At 64.2% G+C, this 25,720-nt stretch carries 29 protein-coding genes and 1 pseudogene; 23 read left to right on the top strand and 7 right to left on the bottom strand.

What is annotated here, in order from left to right; translation table 11 throughout:
* The first annotated feature begins 100 nt into the window (after positions 1-100).
* The 16 genes from thiC (at position 101) to ureG (ending at position 11,630) form a co-directional block, all read left to right on the top strand.
* Positions 101-1,951 carry a phosphomethylpyrimidine synthase ThiC gene (gene thiC / locus N1058_RS14840; RefSeq protein WP_265518374.1) on the top strand — a complete coding sequence of 617 codons (1,851 nt, stop codon included), beginning with the start codon at positions 101-103 and terminating at the stop codon, positions 1,949-1,951.
* A 3-nt stretch (positions 1,952-1,954) separates the two neighbouring features.
* Entirely contained in the window at positions 1,955-2,953 is a 999-nt protein-coding gene (gene thiO / locus N1058_RS14845) for a glycine oxidase ThiO (RefSeq protein ID WP_265518375.1), read from the top strand.
* Positions 2,937-3,134: a sulfur carrier protein ThiS gene (gene thiS / locus N1058_RS14850; protein ID WP_265518376.1), complete on the top strand. Its 198-nt coding sequence runs from the start codon at positions 2,937-2,939 to the stop codon at positions 3,132-3,134. The genes thiO and thiS overlap by 17 nt, the downstream gene beginning before the upstream one ends.
* Positions 3,135-3,137: 3 nt before the next feature.
* On the top strand, positions 3,138-3,911 hold the full coding sequence (locus N1058_RS14855) for a thiazole synthase (RefSeq protein ID WP_265518377.1): 774 nt from the start codon (positions 3,138-3,140) through the stop codon (positions 3,909-3,911).
* A complete protein-coding gene (locus N1058_RS14860; protein ID WP_265518378.1) occupies positions 3,908-4,513 on the top strand; it encodes a thiamine phosphate synthase in 606 nt (201 codons plus the stop codon). The genes N1058_RS14855 and N1058_RS14860 overlap by 4 nt, the downstream gene beginning before the upstream one ends.
* Entirely contained in the window at positions 4,483-5,307 is an 825-nt protein-coding gene (thiD, locus tag N1058_RS14865) for a bifunctional hydroxymethylpyrimidine kinase/phosphomethylpyrimidine kinase (protein ID WP_265518379.1), read from the top strand. Before N1058_RS14860 ends, thiD begins: the two co-directional genes overlap by 31 nt.
* A gap of 132 nt (positions 5,308-5,439) precedes the next feature.
* A complete protein-coding gene (locus N1058_RS14870) occupies positions 5,440-6,291 on the top strand; it encodes an urease accessory protein UreD (RefSeq protein ID WP_265518380.1) in 852 nt (283 codons plus the stop codon).
* A 74-nt stretch (positions 6,292-6,365) separates the two neighbouring features.
* Positions 6,366-6,668: an urease subunit gamma gene (locus tag N1058_RS14875; RefSeq protein ID WP_265518381.1), complete on the top strand. Its 303-nt coding sequence runs from the start codon at positions 6,366-6,368 to the stop codon at positions 6,666-6,668.
* A gap of 11 nt (positions 6,669-6,679) precedes the next feature.
* The gene (locus N1058_RS14880; protein ID WP_265518382.1) at positions 6,680-6,925 is read left to right on the top strand and encodes a DUF1272 domain-containing protein; all 246 of its coding nucleotides are present in this window, start codon (positions 6,680-6,682) and stop codon (positions 6,923-6,925) included.
* A gap of 48 nt (positions 6,926-6,973) precedes the next feature.
* Positions 6,974-7,189: a hypothetical protein gene (locus tag N1058_RS14885; protein ID WP_265518383.1), complete on the top strand. Its 216-nt coding sequence runs from the start codon at positions 6,974-6,976 to the stop codon at positions 7,187-7,189.
* Positions 7,176-7,481, top strand: a complete 306-nt coding sequence (locus N1058_RS14890; RefSeq protein WP_265518384.1) for an urease subunit beta — start codon at positions 7,176-7,178, stop codon at positions 7,479-7,481. Before N1058_RS14885 ends, N1058_RS14890 begins: the two co-directional genes overlap by 14 nt.
* Complete coding sequence (gene ureC, locus N1058_RS14895; protein ID WP_265518385.1) at positions 7,481-9,190, top strand: urease subunit alpha; 1,710 nt, start codon at positions 7,481-7,483, stop codon at positions 9,188-9,190. Before N1058_RS14890 ends, ureC begins: the two co-directional genes overlap by 1 nt.
* 36 nt (positions 9,191-9,226) lie before the next feature.
* On the top strand, positions 9,227-9,835 hold the full coding sequence (locus N1058_RS14900; RefSeq protein ID WP_265518386.1) for a LysE family translocator: 609 nt from the start codon (positions 9,227-9,229) through the stop codon (positions 9,833-9,835).
* A complete protein-coding gene (locus N1058_RS14905; RefSeq protein WP_265518387.1) occupies positions 9,836-10,318 on the top strand; it encodes an urease accessory protein UreE in 483 nt (160 codons plus the stop codon).
* Positions 10,254-10,973 (top strand): urease accessory protein UreF, encoded by a 720-nt coding sequence (locus tag N1058_RS14910; RefSeq protein WP_265518388.1) that lies wholly within the window; start codon positions 10,254-10,256, stop codon positions 10,971-10,973. Before N1058_RS14905 ends, N1058_RS14910 begins: the two co-directional genes overlap by 65 nt.
* Before the next feature lie 21 nt (positions 10,974-10,994).
* A complete protein-coding gene (gene ureG / locus N1058_RS14915) occupies positions 10,995-11,630 on the top strand; it encodes an urease accessory protein UreG (RefSeq protein ID WP_265518389.1) in 636 nt (211 codons plus the stop codon).
* Between the two features lie 3 nt (positions 11,631-11,633).
* On the opposite strand, the gene dksA is transcribed toward ureG, so the two are convergent.
* Entirely contained in the window at positions 11,634-12,050 is a 417-nt protein-coding gene (gene dksA / locus N1058_RS14920; RefSeq protein WP_265518390.1) for an RNA polymerase-binding protein DksA, read from the bottom strand.
* A 290-nt stretch (positions 12,051-12,340) separates the two neighbouring features.
* Here dksA and N1058_RS14925 point away from each other — a divergent pair.
* The 5 genes and pseudogenes from N1058_RS14925 to N1058_RS14945 all read left to right on the top strand — a co-directional run.
* A pseudogene (locus N1058_RS14925) lies at positions 12,341-12,544 on the top strand (SixA phosphatase family protein); the annotation flags it as partial.
* A gap of 12 nt (positions 12,545-12,556) precedes the next feature.
* On the top strand, positions 12,557-12,826 hold the full coding sequence (locus tag N1058_RS14930) for a SixA phosphatase family protein (RefSeq protein ID WP_265518519.1): 270 nt from the start codon (positions 12,557-12,559) through the stop codon (positions 12,824-12,826).
* An 86-nt stretch (positions 12,827-12,912) separates the two neighbouring features.
* Positions 12,913-14,376 (top strand): YcjX family GTP-binding protein, encoded by a 1,464-nt coding sequence (locus N1058_RS14935; protein WP_265518391.1) that lies wholly within the window; start codon positions 12,913-12,915, stop codon positions 14,374-14,376.
* On the top strand, positions 14,373-15,446 hold the full coding sequence (locus tag N1058_RS14940) for a YcjF family protein (RefSeq protein ID WP_265518392.1): 1,074 nt from the start codon (positions 14,373-14,375) through the stop codon (positions 15,444-15,446). The genes N1058_RS14935 and N1058_RS14940 overlap by 4 nt, the downstream gene beginning before the upstream one ends.
* A gap of 126 nt (positions 15,447-15,572) precedes the next feature.
* Positions 15,573-16,118 carry a hypothetical protein gene (locus N1058_RS14945; RefSeq protein WP_265518393.1) on the top strand — a complete coding sequence of 182 codons (546 nt, stop codon included), beginning with the start codon at positions 15,573-15,575 and terminating at the stop codon, positions 16,116-16,118.
* Here the strand turns inward: N1058_RS14945 and folK are convergent.
* Genes folK through folP form a run of 3 tightly spaced genes read right to left on the bottom strand, consistent with a single transcriptional unit; the run spans position 16,105 to position 17,842 of the window.
* Complete coding sequence (folK, locus tag N1058_RS14950; protein WP_265518394.1) at positions 16,105-16,653, bottom strand: 2-amino-4-hydroxy-6-hydroxymethyldihydropteridine diphosphokinase; 549 nt, start codon at positions 16,651-16,653, stop codon at positions 16,105-16,107. The genes N1058_RS14945 and folK overlap by 14 nt on opposite strands.
* Positions 16,637-17,002: a dihydroneopterin aldolase gene (folB, locus tag N1058_RS14955; protein ID WP_265518395.1), complete on the bottom strand. Its 366-nt coding sequence runs from the start codon at positions 17,000-17,002 to the stop codon at positions 16,637-16,639. Before folB ends, folK begins: the two co-directional genes overlap by 17 nt.
* 9 nt (positions 17,003-17,011) lie before the next feature.
* Positions 17,012-17,842 (bottom strand): dihydropteroate synthase, encoded by an 831-nt coding sequence (gene folP, locus N1058_RS14960; RefSeq protein ID WP_265518396.1) that lies wholly within the window; start codon positions 17,840-17,842, stop codon positions 17,012-17,014.
* Positions 17,843-18,003: 161 nt separating this feature from the next.
* Between folP and N1058_RS14965 the strand changes: the two genes are divergently transcribed.
* Positions 18,004-18,615, top strand: coding sequence for a DUF922 domain-containing Zn-dependent protease (locus tag N1058_RS14965; RefSeq protein WP_265518397.1), 612 nt, complete (start codon positions 18,004-18,006; stop codon positions 18,613-18,615).
* Between the two features lie 28 nt (positions 18,616-18,643).
* On the opposite strand, the gene N1058_RS14970 is transcribed toward N1058_RS14965, so the two are convergent.
* From N1058_RS14970 to N1058_RS14980, 3 genes are all read right to left on the bottom strand, one after another.
* Positions 18,644-19,669: an NAD(P)/FAD-dependent oxidoreductase gene (locus N1058_RS14970; protein WP_265518398.1), complete on the bottom strand. Its 1,026-nt coding sequence runs from the start codon at positions 19,667-19,669 to the stop codon at positions 18,644-18,646.
* A gap of 24 nt (positions 19,670-19,693) precedes the next feature.
* Positions 19,694-20,014 (bottom strand): 2Fe-2S iron-sulfur cluster-binding protein, encoded by a 321-nt coding sequence (locus tag N1058_RS14975; protein ID WP_265518399.1) that lies wholly within the window; start codon positions 20,012-20,014, stop codon positions 19,694-19,696.
* A gap of 167 nt (positions 20,015-20,181) precedes the next feature.
* Positions 20,182-20,511 (bottom strand): Hpt domain-containing protein, encoded by a 330-nt coding sequence (locus N1058_RS14980; RefSeq protein ID WP_265518400.1) that lies wholly within the window; start codon positions 20,509-20,511, stop codon positions 20,182-20,184.
* Between the two features lie 264 nt (positions 20,512-20,775).
* Here N1058_RS14980 and N1058_RS14985 point away from each other — a divergent pair, with 264 nt between their 5' ends.
* Positions 20,776-25,704 carry an apolipoprotein A-IV repeat region-like domain-containing protein gene (locus N1058_RS14985; protein ID WP_265518401.1) on the top strand — a complete coding sequence of 1,643 codons (4,929 nt, stop codon included), beginning with the start codon at positions 20,776-20,778 and terminating at the stop codon, positions 25,702-25,704.
* Positions 25,705-25,720 lie beyond the last annotated feature (16 nt).

Here is a 25,720-nt window from a genome sequence, read left to right on the forward strand (position 1 = left end):
AATGACAAGGTTTCCCGAACGCAGACGGTAACAAGGTCCCATTCTCATCCTTCCGGCGACGAACTGGGTCTCCATTGCAACAACGCAAAGGAGCCTCGTCATGGATGTTCGGACACGAGAAAAAGCCGCGGTCGAAGTCACCACCGGCCCCCTGCCCGCTTCAAGGAAAGTCTATAAGCCCGGCGCGCTTCACGATGGGCTGCGCGTGCCGCTGCGCGAGATCGCCGTGCACCCCAGCGCGGGCGAACCGCCCGTCACCGTCTACGATTCCTCCGGTCCCTACACCGATCCGGACGTGTCGATCGAGATCGACAAGGGCCTGCCACGCACCCGCGAAGCCTGGATCATGGCACGCGGCGACGTGGAAACCTATGACGGCCGCGCGGTGGCTCCCGCCGACAACGGCTTCGTCACCGGCGACCGGCTGACACCGGAATTTCCTGCCCTGCGCAGGCCGCTGAGGGCCAAGGACGGCAAGGCGGTGACACAGATCGCCTATGCCCGCGCCGGCATCGTCACGCCGGAGATGGAATTCGTCGCCATCCGCGAAAACCTTGGCCGAGCCCAGGCGAAACACGCCCTCGCGCGCGACGGCGAGAGCTTCGGCGCGGCGGTGCCCGATTTCGTTACGCCGGAATTCGTGCGCGACGAGATCGCGCGCGGCCGCGCCATCATCCCGGCAAACATCAACCACCCGGAAACGGAGCCGATGATCATCGGCCGCAATTTCCTGACCAAGATCAACGCCAATATCGGCAATTCCGCCGTCACCTCCTCGATGGCCGAAGAGGTGGAGAAGATGGTCTGGGCGACGCGCTGGGGCGCCGACACGGTGATGGACCTTTCCACCGGCCGCAACATCCACAATATCCGCGAATGGATCATCCGCAATTCGCCCGTGCCGATCGGCACCGTCCCCATCTATCAGGCGCTGGAAAAGGTGAACGGCACGCCCGAGGCGCTCACCTGGGAAATCTACCGCGATACGCTGATCGAGCAGGCCGAACAGGGCGTCGACTACTTCACCATCCATGCCGGCGTGCGCCTGCATTATATCCCGCTCACCGTCGACCGAGTGACCGGCATCGTCTCGCGCGGCGGCTCCATCATGGCCAAGTGGTGCCTGCACCACCACAAGGAAAGCTTCCTCTACGAGCATTTCGAGGAGATCTGCGACATCTGCCGTGCCTATGACGTTTCCTTCTCGCTGGGCGACGGGCTGCGGCCGGGCTCGATTGCCGACGCCAACGACGCCGCCCAGTTCGCTGAGCTCGAAACGCTGGGAGAGCTCACGAAGATCACCTGGGCGAAGGACTGCCAGGTCATGATCGAGGGGCCCGGCCATGTGCCCATGCACAAGATCAAGGAGAACATGGACAAGCAGCTCGAGATCTGCGGCGAGGCTCCGTTCTATACGCTCGGCCCGCTCACCACCGACATAGCGCCCGGCTACGACCACATCACTTCGGCCATCGGCGCGGCGATGATCGGCTGGTTCGGCACCGCCATGCTCTGCTACGTCACGCCGAAGGAGCATCTGGGCCTGCCCGACCGTGACGACGTGAAGACCGGCGTCATCACCTACAAGATCGCCGCCCACGCCTCCGACCTTGCCAAGGGGCATCCGGCGGCGAAGATGAGGGACGACGCCCTCTCGCGGGCGCGCTTCGAGTTCCGCTGGGAGGATCAGTTCAACCTGTCGCTCGACCCGGAGACCGCACGCGACTTCCACGACGAGACCCTGCCGAAGGAGGCGCACAAGGTGGCACATTTCTGCTCCATGTGCGGCCCCAAATTCTGCTCAATGCGGATTTCCCATGAGATCCGCGATGCGGCGCAGCAAAAGGGGAAGCAGGAGGGCATGGAGAAGATGGCCGAGCGCTACCGCCAGGGCGGCGACCTCTATATGCCCGCCGATGAGGTGGAAGCAGCCGGCGAAGGCGGCGCTTGAGCCATGAAAGTGCTGGTCAAGGGGGCCGGCGTTGCCGGCCTCACGCTCGCCCATGAGCTTGCCGCTCGCGCCATGGACGTGGTCGTGACGGAGACGCGGCCCGGCCTTGCCGGCAGCGCCTCGTGGCAGGCCGGCGGCATGCTGGCGCCATGGTGCGAGCGGGAGAGCGCGGAAGAGGATGTGATCGCGCTCGGCGCTTCGGCCGCCGATTGGTGGGACGAAGCCCTTCCCGGCCATGTCGAGCGCAAGGGAACGCTGGTGCTGGCCCAGCCGCGCGATGCGGGCGAGTTGTCCCGCTTCGCCTTGCGCACCAGCGGCTGTTCATGGCTGGATGGCGACCAGGTGGGCGAGCTTGAACCGGACCTTGCCGGACGCTTCCGCCGTGGCCTGTTCTTCGCCCGCGAAGCCCATCTCGATCCGCGCCGGGTGCTGGAGGCGCTTCACCGGAAGCTTGCCGCAACGGGCGTTGCGTTCCGCTTCAATGCCGAGGCTGATCCTGCGGAAGGCGCTGATTTCGTGGCCGACTGCACGGGCATGGCCTCGCCGCAGGCAGGCCTACGCGGCGTACGCGGCGAGATGCTGATCCTGCACGCACCTGAAATCGCGCTGTCGCGTCCCGCAAGGCTGCTCCATCCCCGCTTCCCCGTCTATGTCGTGCCGCGCGCCGGCCATCGCTTCATGGTCGGCGCCACCATGCTTGAAAGCGATGCCTCGGGACCCGTGACCGCCCGCTCCATGATGGAGCTGCTCGCCGCCGCCTGCGGGCTGCACCCCGCTTTCGGCGAGGCCGAAGTGGTGGAAACGGCAAGCGGCGTACGCCCCGCCTACGCCGACAATCTGCCGCGCGTTCAAATGGATGGACGGACCATCCGCATCAACGGGCTTTACCGTCATGGCTTCCTTCTGGCCCCGGCGATGGCCAGACGCGCGGCGGCGACAATGATGATGATGGCGCACGATCCTGCGGGGAAGGAGGAATTTCTCCATGCAGCTCACGATTAACGACGAAAAGAGAGAAGTCTCGGCGGCCACGCTGGCGGGCTTGCTCGTGGAACTCGACTACCAGGGCGACTGGCTCGCCACCGCCCGCAACGGCGAAATCGTGCCTCGGGACCTGCGCTCCGAGTGCCGCCTCCACGAAGGCGACCGCATCGAAATCCTTTCTCCCATGCAGGGAGGCTGAACGATGCTGGAGCTCTACGGAAAGACGCTGTCCTCGCGGCTGCTGCTCGGCACCGCCCAATATCCCTCGCCCGCGATCATGGCGGAAGCCATCCGGGCGAGCCGGACGGAAATCGTCACCGTTTCCCTGCGCCGCGAGACGGCGGGCGCGGGCAGCGGCGGCGGGTTCTGGTCGCTGATCCGCTCGCTGAACGTCAACGTGCTGCCCAACACCGCCGGATGCCACTCAGTCAAGGAAGCCGTCACCACAGCGCGGATGGCGCGCGAGCTGTTCGCAACGAACTGGATCAAGCTCGAAGTGATCGGCAATCCCGACACGCTGCAACCGGACGTCTTCGGGCTGGTCGAGGCCGCGCGCATCCTGTCCGACGAGGGCTTCGAAGTCTTTCCCTATACGACCGATGATCTCATCGTCGCCGAGCGCCTGCTGGAGGCCGGCTGCCGGGTGCTGATGCCCTGGTGCGCGCCCATAGGCTCGGCGCGCGGCCCCTCGAATCTCGACGCGCTGCGCTCCCTGCGCGGCTATTTTCCGGACACGCCGCTCATCGTTGATGCGGGGCTCGGGCGGCCCTCCCATGCGGCAATCGTCATGGAACTCGGCTACGACGCCGTACTGCTCAATACGGCGGTGGCCAAGGCCGGCGACCCCGTCCGCATGGCCTCGGCCTTCGCGGATGCCGTGGACGCCGGCCACGCCGCGCACGAGGCCGGCCTGCTGGAGCCGCGCGACATGGCGGTTCCCTCCACGCCCATATTCGGCAAGGCGGTGCTGACATGAAGCTCGACCCGTTCTACCTGATCGTGGACAGCGCGGCCTGGGTCGAGCGTCTCGTGCCGCTCGGCGTCAAACTCGTGCAGCTGCGCGTCAAGGACGCCCCCGAGGACACGCTGCGCCGCGAAATCCGCCGCGCCCGCGACATCTGTTCGGCCCACCATTGCCAGCTCGTCGTCAACGATTACTGGCGCATCGCCATCGAAGAAGGCTGCGACTTCGTGCATCTGGGCCAGGAAGACCTCGCGGAAGCCGACCGGACGGCGATAGGCAGGGCCGGGGTGAAGCTGGGGCTGAGCACCCATGACCATGCCGAGCTTGAGACCGCGCTGGCCGCCGAGCCTGATTACATCGCGCTCGGTCCCATCTACCCGACCATCCTGAAAAAGATGAAATGGGCGCCGCAAGGCCTGCCGGGCATTACCGAATGGAAGAAGCGCGTTTCGCCTCTGCCGCTGGTCGCCATCGGCGGTCTGACGCCTGAGCGGCTTGCGGGTGTCTTCGAGCACGGCGCCGACTGCGCCGCCGTCGTCACCGACATCACGCTCAGCGCCGATCCGGAACGGCGCACCCGGCAATGGCTGACGGCGACCGCGCCATGGCGATGAAGGGCGATCGCTATGTGCTGATCGTCGCCGGCTCCGACTCCTCCGGCGGCGCCGGCATCGCCCGCGACGTCGAAACCATCGCCGCATGCGGCCTGCGCTCATGCCTTGCCGTAACGGCGGTGACCGTGCAGACCCATGAGCGGGTCGAGCATATCGAGCGCATCGCACCCGAGAATGTCGCCGCCCAGATGCGCGCTGCGCTTGCCGCCAACGATGTTGCCGCGATCAAGATTGGCATGCTTGGCGCGGGCGGCGTGGTGGAGGCAGTCGCCGCCGTCCTGCGCGACCACACGGCCGTGCCGGTGGTTCTCGATCCCGTCATCGCCGCCTCCTCAGGCCAGCCCCTCCTCCCCCGCGGTGCGGTGGACCTCATGCGCCGGCAACTGATGCCGCTATGCACCCTGGTAACGCCGAACCTTGTGGAACTCGCCATTCTGACCAACGAAGTTCCCGCCTACGACGAAGCCGCGATGGAGCGGCAGGCGCGCACCGTTCTGGACACCGGATGCGCCGGAGTGCTGGCCAAGGGCGGCCATATGGGCGGAACCCGTGCAACGGATATCCTGCTGCGGCGGGAACAGGCGGCGCGCCGCTTCGAGGCGCCCCGCATCGCCGGCTCCCTGCGCGGCACCGGCTGCATGCTATCCAGCGCCATAGCCGCCTGTCTGGCGCGGGGCGAGCCGATGGAAGCAAGCATCGGGGAGGCGAAGGCGATGGTGCTGGAGCGGCTGGCCGCGATTCAGGAAACATCGCCAGGCATTAGGTCCCGTATCTCGACTTCCCGCCTCATATGACCCAAACTGCGTATTGCGCGGGGTAGCTTGAGATGGGGTAACCTCCTGAAAGGCAGGAAAGCGTTCCGGCCCGTTGCTTGGTGCGCGCTCGGGTCCATCTTCTCGTGCGAAACGGAAACTGTTCGGGGTGTAATGTCTCTATCGGCGGCCAATATCCAATCTCTTGCCGAGCAGCCGCCTGCCGCCGCGATGCAGCGGGCACGGGGGCGCGGACGGATTGCGGTCAAAACGCTTCACGATAGAACTAAGCTCGACACGCTGTTTCAGGAGGGCTGCGCCAAGATCCGGCTGCCGCGCACCCACGGCAAGGCTATCGAGGCGGTTCTCATCAACACGGCCGGCGGGCTGACCGGCGGCGACGATCTGCGCTGGGAAGCGAACGCGGAGGCCGGCTCCAGGCTCGTCCTGACTACACAGGCCTGCGAACGCGTTTATAAATCCATGGGCGATGTCGCGCATATCGAATGCCGTCTGTCGGCCGGCGCCGGCGCTCATCTGGACTGGCTACCACAGGAAACGATCCTGTTCGAGGATAGCCGTCTCGACCGCACCCTTGAAGTCGACCTGGACGAGGGCGCGACATTCACGGCGGTGGAAGCGGTGCTTCTTGGCCGCGCCGCGATGGGAGAAGCCGCGCGCTCGGCCCGCATGTCGGACCGTTGGCGCATCCGGCGCAATGGCAGGCTCGTCCACGCCGAGGCGCTGCGATTGACAGGCTCGGACGACGAGCGCGACGGCATTGGCCTGCTCGCCGGCAATCATGCCTTCGCTACCGTTCTGGCCATAACGCCCGACGCCGACCGGCGGCTTCACCATGTCCGCGAGATTCTCGCCGGCACCCGTTTCGCCGCCGCCAGTGCCATTGGCGAGCGGCTCGTCGTCCGCATCGCCGCGCCCTCGGGCATGGCGCTGCGGAAGTCTCTCGCGCCGGTTCTTGCACTGCTTTCAGGCACCGGCGCCCTGCCCCGCCTTTGGACGATCTAGAGCATGATCCCGAGAAGTAGACACCGGTTTTCGGAAAAGATCATCCGCCAACAAGAGCTGAAAACGGACGAACGATGAACCTGACGCCGCGCGAGAAAGACAAGCTGCTGATCTCCATGGCCGCGATGGTGGCCCGCCGCCGCCTGGAGCGCGGCGTAAAACTGAACCATCCGGAGGCCGTCGCGCTCATCACCGATTATGTCGTCGAGGGCGCGCGTGACGGCCGCACCGTCGCCGATCTCATGGAAGCGGGTGCCCATGTCATTTCCCGCGATCAGGTGATGGAAGGCGTGCCCGAGATGATCCACGACATTCAGGTCGAAGCCACCTTCCCGGACGGCACCAAGCTCGTCACCGTCCACGAACCGATCCGCTAGGGAGGACAGCGATGCTCGAACTTCGGCCGAATTGCGAATGCTGCGATCGTGGTCTTCCTCCCGACGCTCCAAATGCGATGATCTGCACTTTTGAATGTACCTTTTGCGCCGAATGCGCCGACAGCCGCCTGCACAGTGTCTGCCCGAACTGTGGCGGCAATCTTGTTGCACGCCCAATCCGACCGGCAGTGCTGCTGGCGAAATACCCCGCTTCGATGCAACGCGTATTGAAGCCGGAAGGGTGTTTGACCGCCTGATCGCTGAAAGCCGCACTGGACTAAAACTATAATGGGGAACAGATAGCCATGAAGCAAATTCCTTACCTTCTGGCCGCGACAGTCGCCACGCCTGCCGTGGCGCACGAGATCACGGCTGATCATACTCATGTGGGCGAGACTGTCCTTTTCCACATGTCCCCCCTCCTCGCCCTCGGTGCCGGAATCGCCGCCCTCGCGGTCTTTGTCGTCCTGCGCACCAGGGGCACTCGGAAAATGGAAGAGGATCGCCATGATCCCCGGTGAAGTCGTTCCGCTGGCGGGCGAAATCGAGCTGAATGCCGGCGCCGACCAGATCGTGTTGGAGGTTGCAAACACCGGAGACCGCCCCGTGCAGGTAGGCTCGCACTACCACTTCTTCGAAACCAACGAGGCGCTTTCCTTCGACCGCGACAAGGCGCGCGGCATGCGGCTCGATATCGCTTCCGGCACCGCAGTGCGCTTCGAGCCGGGCCAGACCCGCGAAGTGCGCCTCGTTCCCGTTGCCGGCTCCAGGAAAATCTTCGGCTTCCAACAGAAAATCATGGGTGAGCTCTAATGCCCGCAAAAATCTCACGAGCCGCCTATGCAGACATCTACGGCCCCACGACCGGCGACAAGGTGCGGCTGGCCGATACCGAACTCTTCATAGAGGTCGAGAAGGATTTCACCACCTATGGCGAGGAGGTGAAATTCGGCGGCGGCAAGATCATCCGCGACGGCATGGGCCAAAGCCAGGCGACGCGAACGGAGGGCGCCGTCGACACGATCATAACCAACGCGCTGGTGGTCGACGTCACCGGCATCTACAAGGCCGACATCGGCCTGAAGAATGGCAATATCTTCGGCATCGGCAAGGCCGGAAATCCCGACACGCAGGACGGCGTGGACGTCATCATCGGCCCTTCCACGGAAGTCATCGCCGGCGAAGGCAAGATTCTGACCGCCGGCGGCTTCGACGCCCACATCCATTTCATCTGCCCCCAGCAGATCGAGGAAGCGCTGATGAGCGGCGTAACCACGATGCTCGGCGGCGGCTCCGGTCCTGCCCATGGTACGCTCGCCACCACCTGCACCGGCGCCTGGCACATCGGCCGCATGATCCAGTCCTTCGATGCCTTTCCCATGAATATCGGGCTCGCCGGAAAGGGCAACGCTTCGCTGCCCGCGCCGCTGGAGGAAATGGTTCTTGCCGGCGCCTGCTCGCTCAAGCTGCATGAGGACTGGGGCACCACGCCGGGTGCCATCGACAATTGCCTCTCGGTCGCCGACGATTACGACGTGCAGGTGATGATCCACACCGACACACTGAACGAAAGCGGCTTCGTGGAAAACACTGTCGCCGCCTTCAAGAACCGCACTATCCACGCCTACCACACCGAAGGCGCGGGAGGCGGTCATGCGCCCGACATCATCAAGGTTGCCGGGCTGGCGAATGTCATCCCCTCCTCCACAAATCCGACGCGCCCCTATACGCAGAACACCATCGCCGAACATCTCGATATGCTGATGGTGTGCCACCATCTGGACAGCGCCATTCCCGAGGATGTCGCTTTCGCCGAAAGCCGTATCCGCAAGGAGACCATCGCGGCCGAAGACATCCTGCACGACATGGGCGCCTTCTCCATCATCGCTTCGGACAGCCAGGCCATGGGCCGGGTCGGCGAAGTCATCATCCGCACCTGGCAGACGGCCGACAAGATGAAGCGCCAACGCGGAAGGCTAGCCGAGGAGAGCGGCGACAACGACAATTTCCGCGTTCGCCGCTATATCGCCAAATACACGATCAACCCGGCCATCGCCCACGGCATTTCCAAACACATCGGCTCCATCGAGGTGGGAAAGCGGGCGGACCTCGTTCTGTGGAAGCCGGCGTTTTTCGGCGTAAAGCCGGAAATGATAATGCTGGGCGGCGCCATCGCAGCGGCTCCCATGGGCGACCCCAACGCCTCTATCCCCACGCCACAGCCCATGCATTACCGGCCAATGTTCGGCGCCTATGGCAAGGCCGTCACGGCCTCGTCGCTAACCTTCGTCTCCCGGGCGGCCTTCGATGCGGGCCTTCAGGAGAAACTGGGTGTGGAAAAGGGAATGTTGGCCGTCGAGAACACGCGCGGCGGCATCGGCAAGAAATCCATGCGCCTCAACGATGCGACGCCGCATATCGAGGTCGATCCGGAGACCTATGAGGTGCGGGCCGATGGCAAGCTTCTCACCTGCGAGCCGGCGGAAGTGTTGCCGATGGCGCAGCGCTATTTTCTGTTCTAGTCTCGCGCTGGAATCCCATCTGCGAAAGGTCTCTCCATGATCGCCTGGTCGATCTTCATTCCCGCCTGTTTCGCGCTCAACTGCGCGCCGGGGCCCAATAACATGCTGGCTTTTGCCAACGGCGCGCGCCTGGGCTTTTTCCGGGCACTCGCCGGCGGCCTTGGCCGCATGCCGGCATTTGCCATCCTCATCCTGATCACCATTGTCGGCCTCGGCGCGGTTCTGGCGACTTCGGCCATCGCCTTCACGATCATTAAGATCGTCGGCGCGCTCTACCTCATCTATGTCGGCATCCAGTTCTGGCGCAAGGCGCGGGCCCTTGCCGCTGCGCAATCGGCGGCGACGGCGGTGAAGGCATTGATGCGTCGCGACTTTCTCATCGCCATCAGCAACCCTAAGGCCATCGCCGTGTTCACCGCCTTCTTCCCGCAGTTCATCGACGCCTCCGAACCCGCCTGGAGCCAGCTCGCGGCGATGGGCGGCGTATTTCTCCTTCTGGAGGTGGCTGCGGTGCTACTCTACGTGGCGGCCGGCGTCCTGCTCGGCAAGGTACTGACATCCCAGCGCATCTTCGTCACTCTCAACCGCCTGATCGGCGGTGTTCTTGTCGCCTCCGGCGCGACCATGGTCCTTTCGAGGCAATAGATGCCCCAGCAAGCAGCAAGGGCGGTCGTACATGAATTCGTGCAAGCCGCCGATACGATCACCCTCGACGAGACCGCCCGCCACCGGCGGCGCATGGCGATGCGCTCCGACCATGGCATCGAGTTCCTGCTCGATCTTCCCGAAGCCCGCCTCTTGAATCACGGCGATGGCCTGATGCTCGACGATGGCCGCATCATAGAAGTGCGCGCCGAGCCGGAAGCGCTCTACGAAGTACGAGGAAGAGACCCGCGCCATCTGCTGGCGCTGGCATGGCAACTCGGCAACCGTCATCTGCCGGCGCAGATCCATGCCGATCATATTCTGGTGCGCGAGGATCACGTCATCCACGACATGCTGCTAGGCCTTGGCGCCACGGTACAGCAAGTAAATGGGCCGTTCTCGCCCGAAGGCGGCGCCTATGCCGGTCATGCCCATTCCGGTCATCACCATGAACATGGCGGGCACCACCACGACCATGACTGAGGCTCGCGTCCTCCAGCGCCTGCTCGCCTGGGCTTCTCCCTCCTTCCCGATAGGCGGGTTTGCCTATTCCGCGGGGCTGGAAACCGCGATAGCCCGAGGCACTGTGCGCGATGCCAGCGCCAGCCGGCGATGGATCGCCGACAGCATTGGCCACGGTTCGGCCCACAATGAGGCGATCCTCGCCGCAGAGGCGTGCCGTACAAGCCAGGACCGACAGCGGGTGGCCGAACTCAGCGAGCTTTGCCTCGCGCTGACCCCTGCCCTGCACCGCCATGCGGAATCGATTGCCATGGGAAACGCCTTCGCCGCCGCCGTCTCGGCCTGGCCCGGCGAATTGACCCGGCTTCTACCCTCGCCCTGCGCCTACCCCGTGGCATTCGGGGCCGTGGCCGGCGCTTGCGGCATCGGAATTGAAACGGCCCTCATCGCCTACCTGACGGCCTATACCCAGGCTCAGATATCGGTTGCCATACGCCTGATCCCCATCGGACAGACGCAGGGTCTCGGTATTCTGGTTGCTCTGGAGCACCTGATCGAAGTGGAAGTGCGAAGCCTCAGCTCGCTGACGATAGACGATCTCGGCTCCGCCGGCATCACGGCAGACATTGCCGCCATGAACCACGAAACCCTTGAAACGAAGATTTTCCGCTCCTGACGTTCCAAAGGAGGCAACGACATGAAATCCACCAACGGCCCCCTGCGCATCGGTATCGGCGGCCCTGTCGGTTCGGGCAAGACGACGCTTTGCGAAATGCTGTTGAAGGCAATGCGCGGCCGCTATTCCATGGCCGTGGTGACCAACGACATCTATACGCGCGAGGATGCGCTGATCCTGGCCCGTGCCCAGGCGATCTCGGAGGATCGTATCGTCGGCGTCGAGACGGGCGGCTGCCCCCATACTGCGATCCGCGAGGACGCTTCGCTCAACCTCGCCGCCATCGACGGCCTGAATCGCCGGTTTCCCGATCTCGACGTGATTCTCATAGAAAGCGGCGGAGACAATCTCGCCGCCACCTTTTCACCCGACCTGGCCGACCTGACGCTTTACGTCATCTCCGTCGCACAAGGAGAAAAAATACCGCGCAAAGGCGGGCCGGCCATCACCCGGTCCGATCTGCTCATCATCAACAAGACAGATCTTGCGCCGCACGTGGGTGCAGATCTCAAAATTATGCAGTCCGACACGCAGAAGGTACGCGGCGGTCGTCCCTATGTCATGACGGACCTGCTACGCCGTAGCGGGCTGGAAGAAATCGTCGACTTTGTGGAGAAAACGGGCGGATTGCAGCCCAGAACGGCCGAAACGGCCTGAGAATCAATCGTCGCGGTAGACTTTCTCGCGGCGTTCATGACGTTCCTGCGCTTCGATCGAGAGGGTTGCGATGGGGCGCGCGTCGAGACGCTTCAGCGAAATCGGCTCACCGGTCTCCTCGCAATAGCCATAGGTGCCCTCGTCGATCCGCTGCAAGGCGGCGTCGATCTTGGATATGAGCTTGCGCTGCCGGTCGCGCGCGCGCAACTCGATAGCGCGGTCCGTCTCTGACGAAGCACGGTCGGCTAGATCGGGATGATTGGCGTTTTCCTGCTGCAGCGCGTCGAGCGTTTCGCGCGCCTCTCTGAGGATTTCGTTCTTCCAGGAAATGAGCTTGGCGCGGAAATAGGCCCGCTGCCGTTCGTTCATGAAGGGCTCGTCATCAGATGGGACGTATTTAGCATCAACGAGATCGGTCATCGATTCACCCCACAGCTTGCCAGCGGCGCCTATATATTCGCGCAAGCCGCCCCCGACAAGCGCAAAGCAGGTTCCGGTAACGTATTTGTCAAAATCTTCTTAATATTGCCTCGGGGTGAGACAAACCGTTGCCGCCGCGGCGTCTTTGCGCGTCGCCATGAAATTATCTTCCCCGAATTTATGCGCTTGCGGGCGGCCCTGGCGACACCGGCTAGCATCCAGGGGGCGAATCAGCCCGTACTAGCCACTCGCAAACGTGGAGAGGTGACCTTGTGTACAGGCTCTATCTGATGCGCCATGCCAAGGCGGCATGGGGGGGACCGGGAATTTCCGACTTCGAGCGCCCTCTGGCGCCCTCGGGCAAAGAGGATGCGGAGCTCCTCGGCCAGAACATGAAGAAACGGTCCTATTTGCCTCCTATCGTTATTTGTTCTGGAGCCAGACGAACACGCGAAACCTGGCATGTGGTTGCTCCCTTCATAGCCACTGCCCAGGAAATTCATTTCATGGACGACCTCTACCGGGCCGATGCCACCGAATGCCTGGCGTTGATTATGGCCTATGCCGGCCAATCCTCGCTCATGGTCGTCGGCCATAACCCGGTCATGGAAGATCTCGCGCTCGCGCTGGCCCCAACGGGCGACAGCCGGGCGCTGGCGGCCGTACGGGCGGGATTTCCCGCTGCCGGGCTCGCCGTGCTCGAATTTGAGACTCCGCTGGGCGAAGCTGGTCCGGGCAAGGGAGTGCTGGTGGATTTCCTGCGGCCGGCAAGGTGACGTAGCTGGTCCGTTTCATCTTTGCCGTGCATCTCCTATATGCGGAAGCCGGACATGCAGCCGGAAGGACTTTACGGAATGCCCAATTGCCGTCGCTGACCACCTTCACCGATGAAGCGCGCATCGCGCTCGACACCGTGGCCGACCGGGCAGCCGGTCTCTGGTCCCCTGCCATCCGCCTCGGCGTCACCGGCCTTTCCCGCGCCGGCAAGACCGTTTTCATCTCATCACTGGTGCACAATCTCATCCATGGCGGCCGTCTGCCGCTGTTCGAGGCCCAGGCTTCCGGCCGCATCGCCAGGGCCTATCTCGAACAGCAGCCCGACGACGCCGTTCCGCGCTTCCAGTACGAAGACCACATCGCCTCGCTGCTCGACGAGCGCATCTGGCCCCAGTCCACGCGCTCGATCTCCGAACTGCGTTTGACGATCGAGTACGAATCGGCCTCCGCCTGGGGCCGATTCCTGTCGCGCGGACGGCTGTCGGTGGACATCGTCGACTATCCCGGCGAATGGCTGCTCGACCTTCCCCTGCTCGGCAAATCCTACGAAGCGTTCAGCCGGGAAGCGGTGGAACTTGCGGCCGGCCCCGCCCGCGCCGACCTTTCGGCCGACTGGCGCAGCCTGGCTGAGACCGTCGATCCGGATGCGCCGGCCGATGAAATGCTTGCCCGGCACCTGCACGAGCTCTTTTCCGCCTATCTTGCCGCCTGCAAGCAGGAGAGCCGTGCTCTCTCCACCCTGCCGCCCGGCCGCTTTCTGATGCCCGGCGACCTGGACGGCTCCCCGGCCCTGACCTTTGCACCGCTGGCCGGCCTCGACGGCGGGCGCGGAAAGCCGAACTCCATGCGGGCCATGATGGAAAGGCGCTACGAAGCTTACAAGACCCACGTCATAAAGCCCTTCTTTCGCGAGCACATCGCCCGGCTCGACCGCCAGATCGTGCTGGTCGACGCCATGCAGGCCATCAATGCGGGGCCTTCCGCCATCGCCGACCTGGAGCGGTCCATCGGCGAGATCCTCGCCTGCTTCCGGCCGGGAAAGAGCCGCTTCCTGACCGACCTGGTCATGCGGCGCATCGACCGCATCCTAATCGCGGCGACGAAAGCCGACCATCTGCATCACGAAAGCCACGACCGCATGCAGGCCATCGTCCGGCGCCTGGCCGAGCGGGCCATCGCCCGCGCCGGCTTCAGCGGCGCCGAGGTGGAGGTGGTCGCCATGGCCGCGATCAGGGCCACCCGCGAGGGAACGGTCAAGCAGGGCCGGCAGAACCTGCCGGTGATCATCGGCACCCCGCTTGCCGGGGAAACGATCGGCGGAGAGACCTTCGACGGCCAGACCGAAACCGCGATCTTCCCCGGCGACCTGCCCGACACGCCTGCCGCCCTGTTCCGTAAGGGATCGGAAGCCGCCGCCGAGCCTGAACTGCGCTTCGTGCGCTTCCGCCCGCCGAAACTGGAGCGCACCGCCGAGGGCTTGACCCTTTCGCTGCCGCATATCCGCCTCGACCGGGCGCTTCAATTCCTGCTTGGAGATCAATTGGCATGAGCCAGACACGACGCCCGGCCGCCTTTCGCCTAGACCCGCCGGAGCCTTCCAAGGCCGGCGAGGACGGACAGCGTGAAGCGCCGCGCAAGCCGCGCGCCGTCAAGGATGCGGCGCAGATCGTCGTCACCCCGTCGGAGGACGACTTTTTCGAAGCGGCGGAGGCCGTCGATGCGGCACCGCCGCCACCAGTTGGGCGAAAAGGCGGCTCGCGGCTGGGCCGGATATTCCTGGCCGCCTTCGGGCTTCTCGTCTCGCTCGGGATCGGGCTCTGGGCCGACCGGCTGATCCGCGACATGTTCGCCCGCAGCGACTGGCTCGGATGGCTGGCCCTGGGGCTGGCCGCCATCGCGCTCCTCGCCCTCCTGGCGCTGATTGCCCGGGAAGCTTTCGCTCTTTCCCGCCTTGCCTCGGTGGAGCGGATGCGCAGGCGCGCCGAGGACGCCTATGCGCTCAACGACGCGGCTTCGGCCCGCGCCGTCATCGCCGATCTTTCGGCCCTGATGCAAAGCCATCCCGACACCGCAGCTGGCCGGCGCACGCTCAAGGTACTGGAGCACGACGTCATCGACGGCAGCGATTATCTGCGCATCGCCGAACAGGCGCTCCTGCGGCCGCTCGACGCGCGTGCCCAGAAACTGGTGCTCGATGCCGCCAAGCGCGTCTCGGTGGTGACCGCCGTTAGCCCGCGCGCGCTGGTGGATGTCGGCTATGTCCTGTTCGAGGCAGCACGGCTTGTGCGCCGCCTGGCTGAACTTTATTGCGGCAGGCCCGGTTTCTTCGGATTCCTGCGCCTGTCTCGCAGCGTCATCGCGCATCTGGCCGTCACCGGATCCATGGCGATGGGCGAAGCGCTCGTCCAGCAGGTGGTCGGCCACGGCCTTGCCGCACGCATCTCGACCCGTCTCGGCGAGGGCGTCGTCAACGGCATGATGACCGCCCGCATCGGTATCGCTGCGATGGACGCAATCCGCCCCCTGCCCTTCCACGCCGTCGAGCGGCCGGGCCTGGGCAATTTTCTGAAAGCGCTGACCCGCTTCGCTTCTCAGGAAAAGCAGCCCCCCGGCAAATAACCTTGCGCCTGCGCCGGGACTCGACCATTCTGCATCCGCCTGCGAGTGACGATCCGTTAACCAAAACAGGCCATCCTCGCTGAAACTGACCGCCCGAAACCTGCTGCCATTGAGCTGATCGATCCCATGCACGCATCGCTTCGCAAATTTGCCATCCTGCCGCTCGCGGCGCTGCTGTCGGCGGGCGTCGCCCAGACGGCCGCCGCTTCGGAGCGCGAGAAGCGCTTTTTCGAGCAGATGGAGGGCGAATGGTCGGGGCCGGGGGAGATCGTCGCCGGCAAGTACAAGGGCACGAAGTTCGTCTGCAAGTTCGCCGGCACCACGCCGGACGGCAAGATCGGCATGGCCCTCGATGGAGGCTGCCGCGTCGGCGTGATCAACCAGGAGATGTCCGCACGCATCGAACGCTCGCAGTCGGGCTATCGCGGCTCGTTCCTGGATGGCGCCAAAGGCAAGGGTCTCGACGTCGTGGGCGGTTCCGTCAAGGACAAATACGTCGTCTTCGCACTGCACCGCAACGAGCTCACCGGCGCCATGCGCGCCCAGATCAACGACAAGGATACGATGAACGTGACCATCTCCGTCCATGTGGACGAGGAACTGGTTCCCGTCATCGGCATGAACCTCAAGCGGCTGGACGCGCGTACCGTCGGCGCGCTCAGTGCGCAGTAGCCTTCAAGGCAGACCGCCACCAGCCGCCATCGCTGCTGGCGGGCTCTATTCCGGCCTGGTCCAGCGCGGCCAGATGCTTTTCCACGGGTGCGCCCGCGATATGCAGGCCGGGCGCGATCTCGGCCAGCGGCCGCAGCACAAAAGCACGCTCCAGCATGCGCGGATGCGGCACTTCGAGGCCCTCCCGCGCAACATGCTCGTCTCCGTACAGAAGCAAGTCGATGTCGATGACCCGCGGGCCCCAGCGCTCATTGCGCACGCGCTTCAGGCTCCGCTCTACCCGCAGGCAGAACTCCAGCAGTTCCGCCGGTCCGAGCCGCGTCGACAGCAGACAGGCAGCGTTCAGAAAATCCGGCTGGTCAAGTTTGCCCCAGGGCGGCGTGCGATAAAGTCGGGATACGGCGAGGATCTCGTTCTCTGGTGCGGCATCGATCCGGCGCAGTGCTTCGCTCATGGCATGCGCGGGCTTGCCGATATTCCCGCCGAACCCCAGAAACGCCCGCGCTGGCGTGACGGCGCTATTGCGGCCAGACAACCGTCACCTCGACATGGTCCAGCACGCCTGGCACCGGCGCATTAGGTTTGCGGATCGTGATCTGGGCTCGCGTGATCTCTTCGAAGCGCGCGCACAGCGTCTTGGCCACTTCCAGCGCCAGCGCCTCGATCAGAAACCGCCGCTTGCCGGTTATGATCTTCTCGATCTCGCTGAAGGCTACGCCATAATCGACGGTTCCGGCGATGGAATCTTCCTCCAGCGCATGACCTGGATCGACCTCCAGCAAGGCATCGACATAGAAACGTTGGCCAAGCCGCTCCTCCTCGTCAAGCACGCCGTGGCGTGCGAAGAAGGCGCAGTTCTTCATGTGGATCGTGTATCGGGGCATGGTATCTCCTCAACCTGCCGCCAGCATAGCATCGGCGACCAGCAGCGCGTCCCTGTTTTCCGCGACATCATGCACACGGAAAACCGACGCGCCGCGCATGCGCAGCAGCGCGCTGGTGGCCGCCGTACCCGCCGCCCGCGATCCCGCCTCGCGCCCCGTCAGATGCCCAATGAAACGCTTGCGCGACGTGCCTACAAGAAGGGGGAGCCCCAAGCCTCCAAGCTCGCCGAATCGCGCCATGATCTCTACATTCTCCGCCGGATCCTTGGCGAAGCCGAATCCCGGGTCGAGCACGATCTGCGCGTCGCCAACACCGGCTTCGCGGGCGATCTCTACGGAGCGCCGCAGGAATGCGAACTGGTCGGAGATGACATCGGGCAGTTTTTCACGCTCCCGCCCCGTGTGCATCAGCACAAGGCCCGCGCCGGTCTCGGCCGCCACCCGGGCAAGGCCCGCCTCCTTGTGCAGCCCCCATACGTCGTTGACGATATGGGCGCCCGCCTCGACCGCCAAGCCGGCGGTCTCGGCGCGATAGGTGTCGATTGACAGGATGATATCCTCGTCGCCGGCCAGCGCCTCGATCACCGGCAGCACGCGAGCCTGCTCCTCCGCAGCGCTTACCGCTTCGCCTCCGGGCCGGGTCGATTCGCCGCCGACATCGATGATGTCCGCGCCCTCCTCCCGCATTTCGCGCGCACGAGCGACGGCGCTGTCGATGGCCTCGTACCGTCCGCCATCGGAGAAGCTGTCCGGCGTGACGTTGAGTATGCCCATGATGCGTGCGCGGGGGCCGAGCTCGAGCCCGCACCCGTGCGCCAATTGCCAAATATGCCGCTTCATAAATCACACCTCTATCGCGCCGCTCGCACTTTGATCATCGCCATGTCCGGTGCTGTAGCCGACGACCACCGGCCTCACAACCTGCCGGCACCGAACATCCCTCAAAGATTTCCATTGCCGTCGCCGCCTGCGTGGCGCAATCATGGTCCATGAGGTGCCGTATGAAAACGACATTCGTCCTGCCGCTGCTCATGTGCCTGGCCGCCACAGGCGCGTCGGCGGCTTCAATGTCGCGTTCATACAGTTACTTCCCGATCGGCGGCCTCACCCTGCCGGAAATCGAGAGCCAGCTGCGCACGCGCGGTCCGAAACTCGAAAGCACCGGCACGCGCCATCCCGGCGCGACCAATCTCGAATTCAACACGAGTGTCGATTATGTCGAGCGGGATGGCCGCTGCCGTGTCTCCAACGCGACGGTATCGGTCAAGGCCAAGGTGACGCTGCCCCGCTGGCGCAACCGCAACCGTGCCAAGCAGGAAGTGCGCCTCATTTGGGACACGCTGGCCAAGGACATAAAGCGCCATGAGGAAAGCCACCTCAGCATCGCCAAGAATCACGCCCGACAGCTCGAGGACGCAATTGGCGGCATGGTGGGAACCGGTTCCTGCTCGGCGCTCGAAAAGCGAGTCCAGGCCAAGGCAGCCAAAGTCCTGGCCCAGCACGACGCCGCTCAGGAACGCTTCGACCGTATCGAGAGCATCAATTTCGAAAGCCGCATAATGCGACTTCTGCGCTACCGCCTTGAGCAGATCGAGGCCGGTCGTCTGAAATAGACGGTCCGAAATCATCGCCCCACCCGCGCTACGCTACGCCCAACTTCTTCTGCAGCTTCGTCGACGACGTCGTGTACTGGAAAACGACTTTCTCGTCGGGATGCACGATGCGTTTTGCCGCCTGCGCCGTCAGAGCCGCCTCGTGGAAGCCGGACAGGATCAGCTTCAGCTTTCCCGGATAGTGGTTGATGTCGCCGATGGCGAATATCCCCGGTTCCGACGACTCGAATTTCTCCGTATCGACGGGAATGAGGTTCTCATGGAGATTGATGCCCCAGTCCGCGATCGGCCCGAGCTTCATGGTCAGGCCGAAGAACGGTAAGAGCCGCGTGCTCGCGATCTCCCGCTCCCCGTCCGGCGTCTTCAGAATCGCCGCCTCCAGCTGGCCTTTCTCCCCGCGCAGGGCACCGACCTGCCCAACCGCGAAATCGATCTTTCCCGCATCGCGCAAGGCAAACATCTTCTTCACGCTGTCGGGCGCGGCGCGGAATTCAGGGCGGCGGTGGATAAGTGTCAGGGAGCGCGCGACAGGCGCCAGGTTCAAGGTCCAGTCCAGCGCAGAGTCCCCGCCGCCGACGATCACCAGGTCCTCGCCGCGAAAATCCTCCATGCGCCGCACGGAATAGTGCACACCGGTGCCTTCGAAGGCCTCAATGCCGGGAATCGGGGGCCGCTTCGGCTGGAAGGAACCGCCGCCCGCCGCGATCACTACCACCTTGGCCTCGAAATGTTCGTCTTCGTCGGTCGTGACGCGGAAGGAGCCGTCATCGAGACGCTCCAGCCCGCTGACCATGCGATTGAAGGTGAATTCGGCCCCGAAAGGCCGGATCTGCTCCATCAGCCGATCCACCAGTTCCTGCCCCGAAATCACCGGCCACGCCGGAATGTCGTAGATCGGCTTTTCGGGATAGAGCTCGGCGCACTGGCCGCCGGGACGATCGAGAATGTCGAGCAGGTGGCATTTAAGGTCGAGCAGCCCAAGCTCGAAGACGGCGAACAGTCCCACCGGGCCCGCGCCGATAATCAGGACATCAGTCCTTGCTGTTTCAGCCATGCGGCCTCCTGCCCTTTCCAGCGTCTATGCCTGGCGCTCAGGCACTTGAACGACCAACCCGTCCAACTCGTCGCTCACCCTGATCTGGCATGAAAGGCGCGAATTCGGCCGCACATCGTAGGCAAAGTCGAGCATGTCCTCCTCCATCACCTCCGGCCCGCCGACCGCATCCGTCCATTCCTCGTCGACATAGACGTGGCAGGTGGCGCATGCGCACGCCCCGCCGCACTCAGCCTCGATTCCCGGCACGCCGTTGCGGATGGCGTTTTCCATCACCGTCGAACCGTTCTCGGCGTCGACCTCGAACCTTGTGCCGTCAAATGCGATGAATGTCAGTCTGGTCATGCGTCGATCCTGCAGTTCTACAGCGCCCTTCGCACTCTTGGGCGCATGGGACGCAGTAAATTATCGAATCCGCGTATCGCACTTTCCGAATTCGAAAGCACGAGGCGCAGTCAGGAGCCCGAGATAAGGGTTGCAGGAAGCCTGTCAACTGGCCGGACCGAACCGCGCTACGACGAAGCGGCCCGCATCTCGACAAGATGACGTGTCTGGCGCGCGGCCTCGATCAGCGCTTCCAGGTCCGCCGCCTCCTGGCGCCCGGTTTCGATGCGGGCGGCCGCGTCGGCCAGCGCATGGGCGCCCAGAGCCCGCGCCGACCCGGCCAGCGCATGTGCCATTTCGCGACGAACCCTGTCGTCCGCCGCCGCGATGCCGGTCTGAATATCGGAAATCTGCTGCAGGAAAAGCTGAAGCACCTCGCGCTCCAGCATCTTGTCGCCAAGGGTCTGCCGTTCTAGCTGTATCAGATCGAACAACCGTCTCTCAATCGTTTCGCTCATATAGTCCAGTTCCCGCCAGCATCGTCCGACTGCGAGAATGGCCGGGAAACGATGTCTGCACAAGGCGTTAATGGAAAGGTCCAAAAATCCTTGCTCCCGCCATATTCGCGTTAACCTTATGTTTAAACTTCTGGGCATCGTCGTGAAAACGTGTTTCCAACGATTGCCTGTGCCACTACGATACGGGTTGGCGAGTTTTGGGCGTAGTGTGGGTTACGAGGACCCTAGCGGGAAGACCCATGCCAGTAACAGGGTGACGGCGGAATGGCTCGAAACACAACGAAAAAAACGGCACCGCAGGACGACTTCGCGAAAGAGCTTGAAGAAGCGCTTGAGCTTGAGGTGTCCGATTTTGCACTCACCGACGATGGCGACCTCGATATAGCCGCTTCGATGGAGGATCTGGAGGCACAGATATCCATGGCGGCCGAGGAACTGGCCAGGGAAGGTCGCTCGGATAGCGACGCCCCTGCCAAGACCGGGAAAGAGCCGAAGAGAGCCACCCTAGAGCCGGCGAAGGCCGAAGCTTCCAAAACGAAGCATACGGATTCGGATCACCCGGCCCCGGAGGCTGCCGGGGAAACAGCGTCACGGCAGGACAATCTGTCGCCGGCCCCCGTCACACCCTCCGCTTTCTCGCCTGCCAATGACGACCAGCAGCGTTCCCACGATACGTTCGGCAGCAAACTTGCCAGCCAACCGCCGCGTACCACCTACTGGATGGCCGCCGTGCTTTCCGTATTGTGGGTCGCCGGCGCTGCGATGTTGGGCCACTTGCTCTATTCGCCCGAAATCTGGCGGATTCGTTCGATCCAGGGCATTTTGGCTGCACCGCATACAATCGGCCTGTTGGTCGGCGCGCTGGTTCCTGTTCTGCTCTTCTGGGCCTTCGCCATCATGGTGCGCCGCGCGCAGGAGATGCGTATCGCAGCCCAGCAGATGGCCGAAATGGCCTTCCGCCTTACCGAGCCCGAAAATCTGGCGCAGGATCGTGTGATGATGGTCGGCCAGGCCGTGCGCCGCGAGGTGCAGGCCATGGGCGACGGCATCGAGCGCACGCTGGCGCGCGCCGTCGAACTTGAGACCCTGGTCCACACCGAGGTCAACGAACTGGAGCGCGCCTATTCCGAAAACGAGACCCGCATCCGCTTGCTGGTCGACAGCCTCGGCAGCGAGCGTGAAGGCATCGTCAGCCACGCCGAGCGTGTCCGCGCGTCCATTACCGGAGCCCACGAGATCCTCAAGGAGGAACTGGACTCCGCCGGCGAACAGATCCGCATCAGCGTGGACAGCGCCTCGCAGCGCCTCACCTCCTCTCTTGCGCAATCCGGCGACGGGCTGGTGGAACGCATCAGCAGCACCGGCGAGAACATCTACAAGGCCGTGGACGAACGGGTCGCAACGATCTCCGATCGCATCACCACGTCCGGCGATGCCGTCGCCAAACTGCTCGACACACGCATCGCCTCGCTCGGATCTTCGAGCGACGACCTCATGCAGCGCCTCAGCGAGGCCACCGCCGGCATCGGTCAGACGATCGACCACCGCGCCGAGGAACTCACGTCCCGCGTCCGCAAGTCCGGCGACGACGTTTCCGGTCTGCTGGATTCGCGCATTGCCTCCCTCGCTGCCTCTGGCGACGAACTGGTGCGCCGTCTCGACGAAACCACGGCCGGCGTCGGTCAGGCCATCGGCCACCGCGCCGAGGAACTCACGTCCCGCGTCCAAAAATCCGGTGACGACCTTGCCGGCATGTTGGACGCGCGCATCGCCTCCCTCGGCACCTCCGGCGACGAGCTGGTGCGCCGCCTCGACGAGACCACGGCCGGCGTCGGCCGGCTCCTCGACGACCGCGGCAACGAGCTTACAAATCGCGTGCAGGCAACGGGCGACAGCGTGGCGGGACTGCTCGACGCGCGCATTGCGTCCTTGTCGGACCGCACCGACGAAGCAACGCGCTCGCTGAGCGAGACCTTCGACAGCCGGGTGTCCGGCCTCTTGTCGTCGGTAGGCGATGCCTCCAGCAGGCTGAACGCCGAGTTCGACACGCGACTCGGCCAGCTTGAACGGTCGCTTTCCGAGCGCGGACAATCACTTATCGAAGAATTCTCGACTCGTGCCGAAGCACTCGACACGGGCATGCAGAAGCTTAACGCGGCCCTCGATGCGCGTGCGCGCAGCATCAACGAGTCGCTGGTCGAGCGCAGCCGGGAGATCGCCGACACCTTCGCCCGTGGTAAGCAGGATGTGTCGGCAGCGATCGAAAGCGGCAAGTCGGCGATTGACAGCGAGCTTGCTGATATCGTCGCCTCCACCTCGATCATGCTTGAAGGTAAGGCCGAAGATTTCGCCCGCCGCCTTGAAGACGGCCAGGCCATGCTCAGCGCTCGCCTCGACGGCGATCTTGGCCGGTTCGATTCCATTCAGGCCCGCATGGACGAAGCCGTCGGTCGTCAGGTGCAGGCCTTTTCCGAGAACCAGGACAGACTGGCCACCCTCCTTGAAGCCGATCTGGAAAAGCTCAACGAAGCGCGCAGTGCGTTCCAGGAACGCATCGAAGGCCAGTTGGAGAAGCTGTCGGAGACGCGCAGCACGTTTGCCGCGGCACTAGACCAGGATATCGCCAAGATCGGCGAACGCCGCGAGGAACTGACCGCCGCTATCGGCGCCGATATCGAGCGCATCAACGCCGCCTTCAGTGCCCATACCGGCGTGATCGAAGAGCGCACCAGCACCATGGAGAAGGCGCTCACGGTCGGCGTCAGCAATGTGCGCCAGACGTTGGAAAACAGCGCCGGAGCGCTGGCCGGCGCACTACGCGAAAAGGTCCTGGAAGCTACTACCTCGCTCAATGAAGAGGCCGGAAAGGTGCTCGATGGCGTCGATGCCCGCATCCAGACTCGTGTCGAGCATGCGGCGCAGACGCTCGGCCAGCAGGTGGATGCCATCGACCGCACCTTCGACGGCGCTGCCGAGCGGATCGCCACCCATACGTCGACATTCGGCGAGCATTTCGCGGATATCGACAACCGCATCGCAGCGCGCGTGTCGGAGACCGCGCAAACGCTCTCCGGCAGGGCCGAAGAAATATCCCGCACCTTTGAGCAGGTGGACAACCGCATCGCGGCGCGCACCCACGAAACGGCGGAAACGCTGGCTGCCCGTGCCGACGCCCTCGCCCGCACCTTCGAGGAGACCGATCAGCGGATCATTGCCCGCACGCATCAGACGTCAGCCGAGCTCGACGCCCGCGCGGCGGCCATTGCCGAAACGCTGGGCACGGTCGAAAACCGGCTCAAATCTACCGCCGGCTCCACTGCGTCGGCCTTCGTCAACGGCATGCTGGAAGTAGAAAAGAAGCTGACCGACAGCGCCACCCGCACCCGCGCCACGCTTGACGAGGGTCTGGGCGATGCCGAGACGCGCCTGCGCTCGTCGGCCGAACAGGCGGCACAGCACGTCAGCCAGCAGCTTTCGCGCACCCAGGCCGACCTCGTGTCCACTGCGGACACGATCGGCCAGACCTTCGCCGCCGTCAACGAGCACATCACCAAGCGCACCGGCGATACCGTCCGCACGCTCGACGAACGGACCCAGGAACTCAATGCCATGCTCGCCGGGCGTACCTCCGAGATTTCGCGCATTCTCGACGAGAGCGCGCGGCCGCTGGTCGAGCGGTTCGAGGCAAGCGGTGGTGAACTGCAGCAAAGCATTCGGGCTATCACAGACGAGACCGCCGAACGCCTTCAAAAGGAGAATGCCGCCCTGATCAACGCGCTGGCAGCCCGTACCTCCGATACGGTCGGCGCACTCGAACAGGCCCGCAACAGGCTCTCGGGCAACGTGCAGGAGCTTCTGGCGCAGCTTGACAATTCGGGCGATCGCCTGGGTCAGCTTATCGAGCAGGCTGCCCAGAACCTGAGCGACGTCGACAACCGCCTCGTCTCCACCACCAGCAACTTCGCCGCCAACGCGGAAAAAGCTGCCGAGACGTTCTCCAACTCCGCCAGCCTTATCAATGCCAATTCGGGTCGCCTGGCCGATTTCTCGGAGCGCACCCTGCGTGAGATCTCGGCTATCGCCAGCCGGTTCGAAGATCACAGCCGTGTTCTGGAAAGCGCATCGGAACTGCTCGACAAGGCGCAAAGCGGACTCTCCACCACACTGGAGGGGCGCCAGCAGGAGTTGCAGGCACTCGCCAGCGGCCTCGTCGAGAAATCGGAGAACCTGCAGCGCGTGATGCAATCCTTCGAAGGATATCTGGGCCGCGCGCTCGAAACGGCGGAAGGCCGCACCAAGCAGTCTGTCGAATCCATCCGCGACGCCATTGGCGAAGTCGTGGAGGCGGCAACCGAACGCTTCGCCGGCGCGACCGACGATATCCGCCGCACCGCCACGGAAATCCGCTCCGAGTTGGAGGCGACCCGTGCCGACATGAAGCGGGGCATCGCCGAGCTTCCAGAGGAAGCCAAACAGTCCACTTCCGCCATGCGTCGCGCCATAACGGAACAGATAAACGCACTCAAGGAACTTTCTGACATCGTTGCCAAATCAGGCAAGATGCAGAACCCGGCCAAGCCCGATGCAAACATGTCCTCACCGGCCGTGGAGCAATCCCGCCCGCCGCCTGCGCCCCAGCAGCCACGGCCGCAGCAGGCCCCCGTGTTGGAGCGCCCGGCTCCTGCCCCGGCCCGGCCGCAGCCGCGCACCGCGGCCCAGCCCGCTCCCGAACCGGCTCCCGAGGCCCAGCAGGGCGGCGGCTGGATAAGGGACCTTCTGCGCAGCGCGTCCCGCGAGGAAGAGACCGTCAATCGCAGCAAGTCGGCGGAAGCCGACCGTTCTGCGCTCCATGTGGTGGAATCGCTCAACTCCCTTTCCGTCGACATCGCCCGCGCCATCGACCATGACGCTTCCGTCGAGCTTTGGGACCGCTATCGCCGCGGCGAACGCAACGTCTTCACCCGTAGGCTCTATACGCTGAAGGGCCAGCAGACCTTTGACGAGATCCAGCGCAAGTACCGGGGCGATGCGGACTTCCGCAAGGCGGTCGATCAGTACTGCCGCGACTTCGAGAAGCTGCTCGCCGATGTGTCGCGTTCGGACCGTGACAACATCATGACGCAGACCTATCTCACCTCGGATACCGGCAAGGTCTATACTATGCTGGCTCATGCCAGCGGAAGGCTCCGTTGATCGAAGTAAATTCATG

The organism is Nitratireductor luteus, from assembly GCF_026162365.1.
Lineage (GTDB): Bacteria > Pseudomonadota > Alphaproteobacteria > Rhizobiales > Rhizobiaceae > Chelativorans > Chelativorans luteus.

Coding starts and splice junctions, on each gene's coding strand:
- N1058_RS14905 (WP_265518387.1), top strand. CDS start 9,836: ATGCCCCAGCAAGCAGCAAGGGCGGTCGTACATGAATTCGTGCAAGCC.
- thiO (WP_265518375.1), top strand. CDS start 1,955: ATGAAAGTGCTGGTCAAGGGGGCCGGCGTTGCCGGCCTCACGCTCGCC.
- N1058_RS14975 (WP_265518399.1), bottom strand. CDS start 20,014: ATGACCAGACTGACATTCATCGCATTTGACGGCACAAGGTTCGAGGTC.
- ureG (WP_265518389.1), top strand. CDS start 10,995: ATGAAATCCACCAACGGCCCCCTGCGCATCGGTATCGGCGGCCCTGTC.
- ureC (WP_265518385.1), top strand. CDS start 7,481: ATGCCCGCAAAAATCTCACGAGCCGCCTATGCAGACATCTACGGCCCC.
- N1058_RS14910 (WP_265518388.1), top strand. CDS start 10,254: ATGCCGGTCATGCCCATTCCGGTCATCACCATGAACATGGCGGGCACC.
- thiD (WP_265518379.1), top strand. CDS start 4,483: ATGGCTGACGGCGACCGCGCCATGGCGATGAAGGGCGATCGCTATGTG.
- thiS (WP_265518376.1), top strand. CDS start 2,937: ATGCAGCTCACGATTAACGACGAAAAGAGAGAAGTCTCGGCGGCCACG.
- N1058_RS14885 (WP_265518383.1), top strand. CDS start 6,974: ATGAAGCAAATTCCTTACCTTCTGGCCGCGACAGTCGCCACGCCTGCC.
- N1058_RS14890 (WP_265518384.1), top strand. CDS start 7,176: ATGATCCCCGGTGAAGTCGTTCCGCTGGCGGGCGAAATCGAGCTGAAT.
- N1058_RS14945 (WP_265518393.1), top strand. CDS start 15,573: ATGCACGCATCGCTTCGCAAATTTGCCATCCTGCCGCTCGCGGCGCTG.
- N1058_RS14970 (WP_265518398.1), bottom strand. CDS start 19,669: ATGGCTGAAACAGCAAGGACTGATGTCCTGATTATCGGCGCGGGCCCG.
- N1058_RS14980 (WP_265518400.1), bottom strand. CDS start 20,511: ATGAGCGAAACGATTGAGAGACGGTTGTTCGATCTGATACAGCTAGAA.
- N1058_RS14880 (WP_265518382.1), top strand. CDS start 6,680: ATGCTCGAACTTCGGCCGAATTGCGAATGCTGCGATCGTGGTCTTCCT.
- N1058_RS14855 (WP_265518377.1), top strand. CDS start 3,138: ATGCTGGAGCTCTACGGAAAGACGCTGTCCTCGCGGCTGCTGCTCGGC.
- folB (WP_265518395.1), bottom strand. CDS start 17,002: ATGCCCCGATACACGATCCACATGAAGAACTGCGCCTTCTTCGCACGC.
- N1058_RS14965 (WP_265518397.1), top strand. CDS start 18,004: ATGAAAACGACATTCGTCCTGCCGCTGCTCATGTGCCTGGCCGCCACA.
- N1058_RS14860 (WP_265518378.1), top strand. CDS start 3,908: ATGAAGCTCGACCCGTTCTACCTGATCGTGGACAGCGCGGCCTGGGTC.
- N1058_RS14940 (WP_265518392.1), top strand. CDS start 14,373: ATGAGCCAGACACGACGCCCGGCCGCCTTTCGCCTAGACCCGCCGGAG.
- N1058_RS14985 (WP_265518401.1), top strand. CDS start 20,776: ATGGCTCGAAACACAACGAAAAAAACGGCACCGCAGGACGACTTCGCG.
- thiC (WP_265518374.1), top strand. CDS start 101: ATGGATGTTCGGACACGAGAAAAAGCCGCGGTCGAAGTCACCACCGGC.
- N1058_RS14870 (WP_265518380.1), top strand. CDS start 5,440: ATGTCTCTATCGGCGGCCAATATCCAATCTCTTGCCGAGCAGCCGCCT.
- N1058_RS14875 (WP_265518381.1), top strand. CDS start 6,366: ATGAACCTGACGCCGCGCGAGAAAGACAAGCTGCTGATCTCCATGGCC.
- folP (WP_265518396.1), bottom strand. CDS start 17,842: ATGAAGCGGCATATTTGGCAATTGGCGCACGGGTGCGGGCTCGAGCTC.
- N1058_RS14900 (WP_265518386.1), top strand. CDS start 9,227: ATGATCGCCTGGTCGATCTTCATTCCCGCCTGTTTCGCGCTCAACTGC.
- N1058_RS14930 (WP_265518519.1), top strand. CDS start 12,557: ATGGACGACCTCTACCGGGCCGATGCCACCGAATGCCTGGCGTTGATT.
- dksA (WP_265518390.1), bottom strand. CDS start 12,050: ATGACCGATCTCGTTGATGCTAAATACGTCCCATCTGATGACGAGCCC.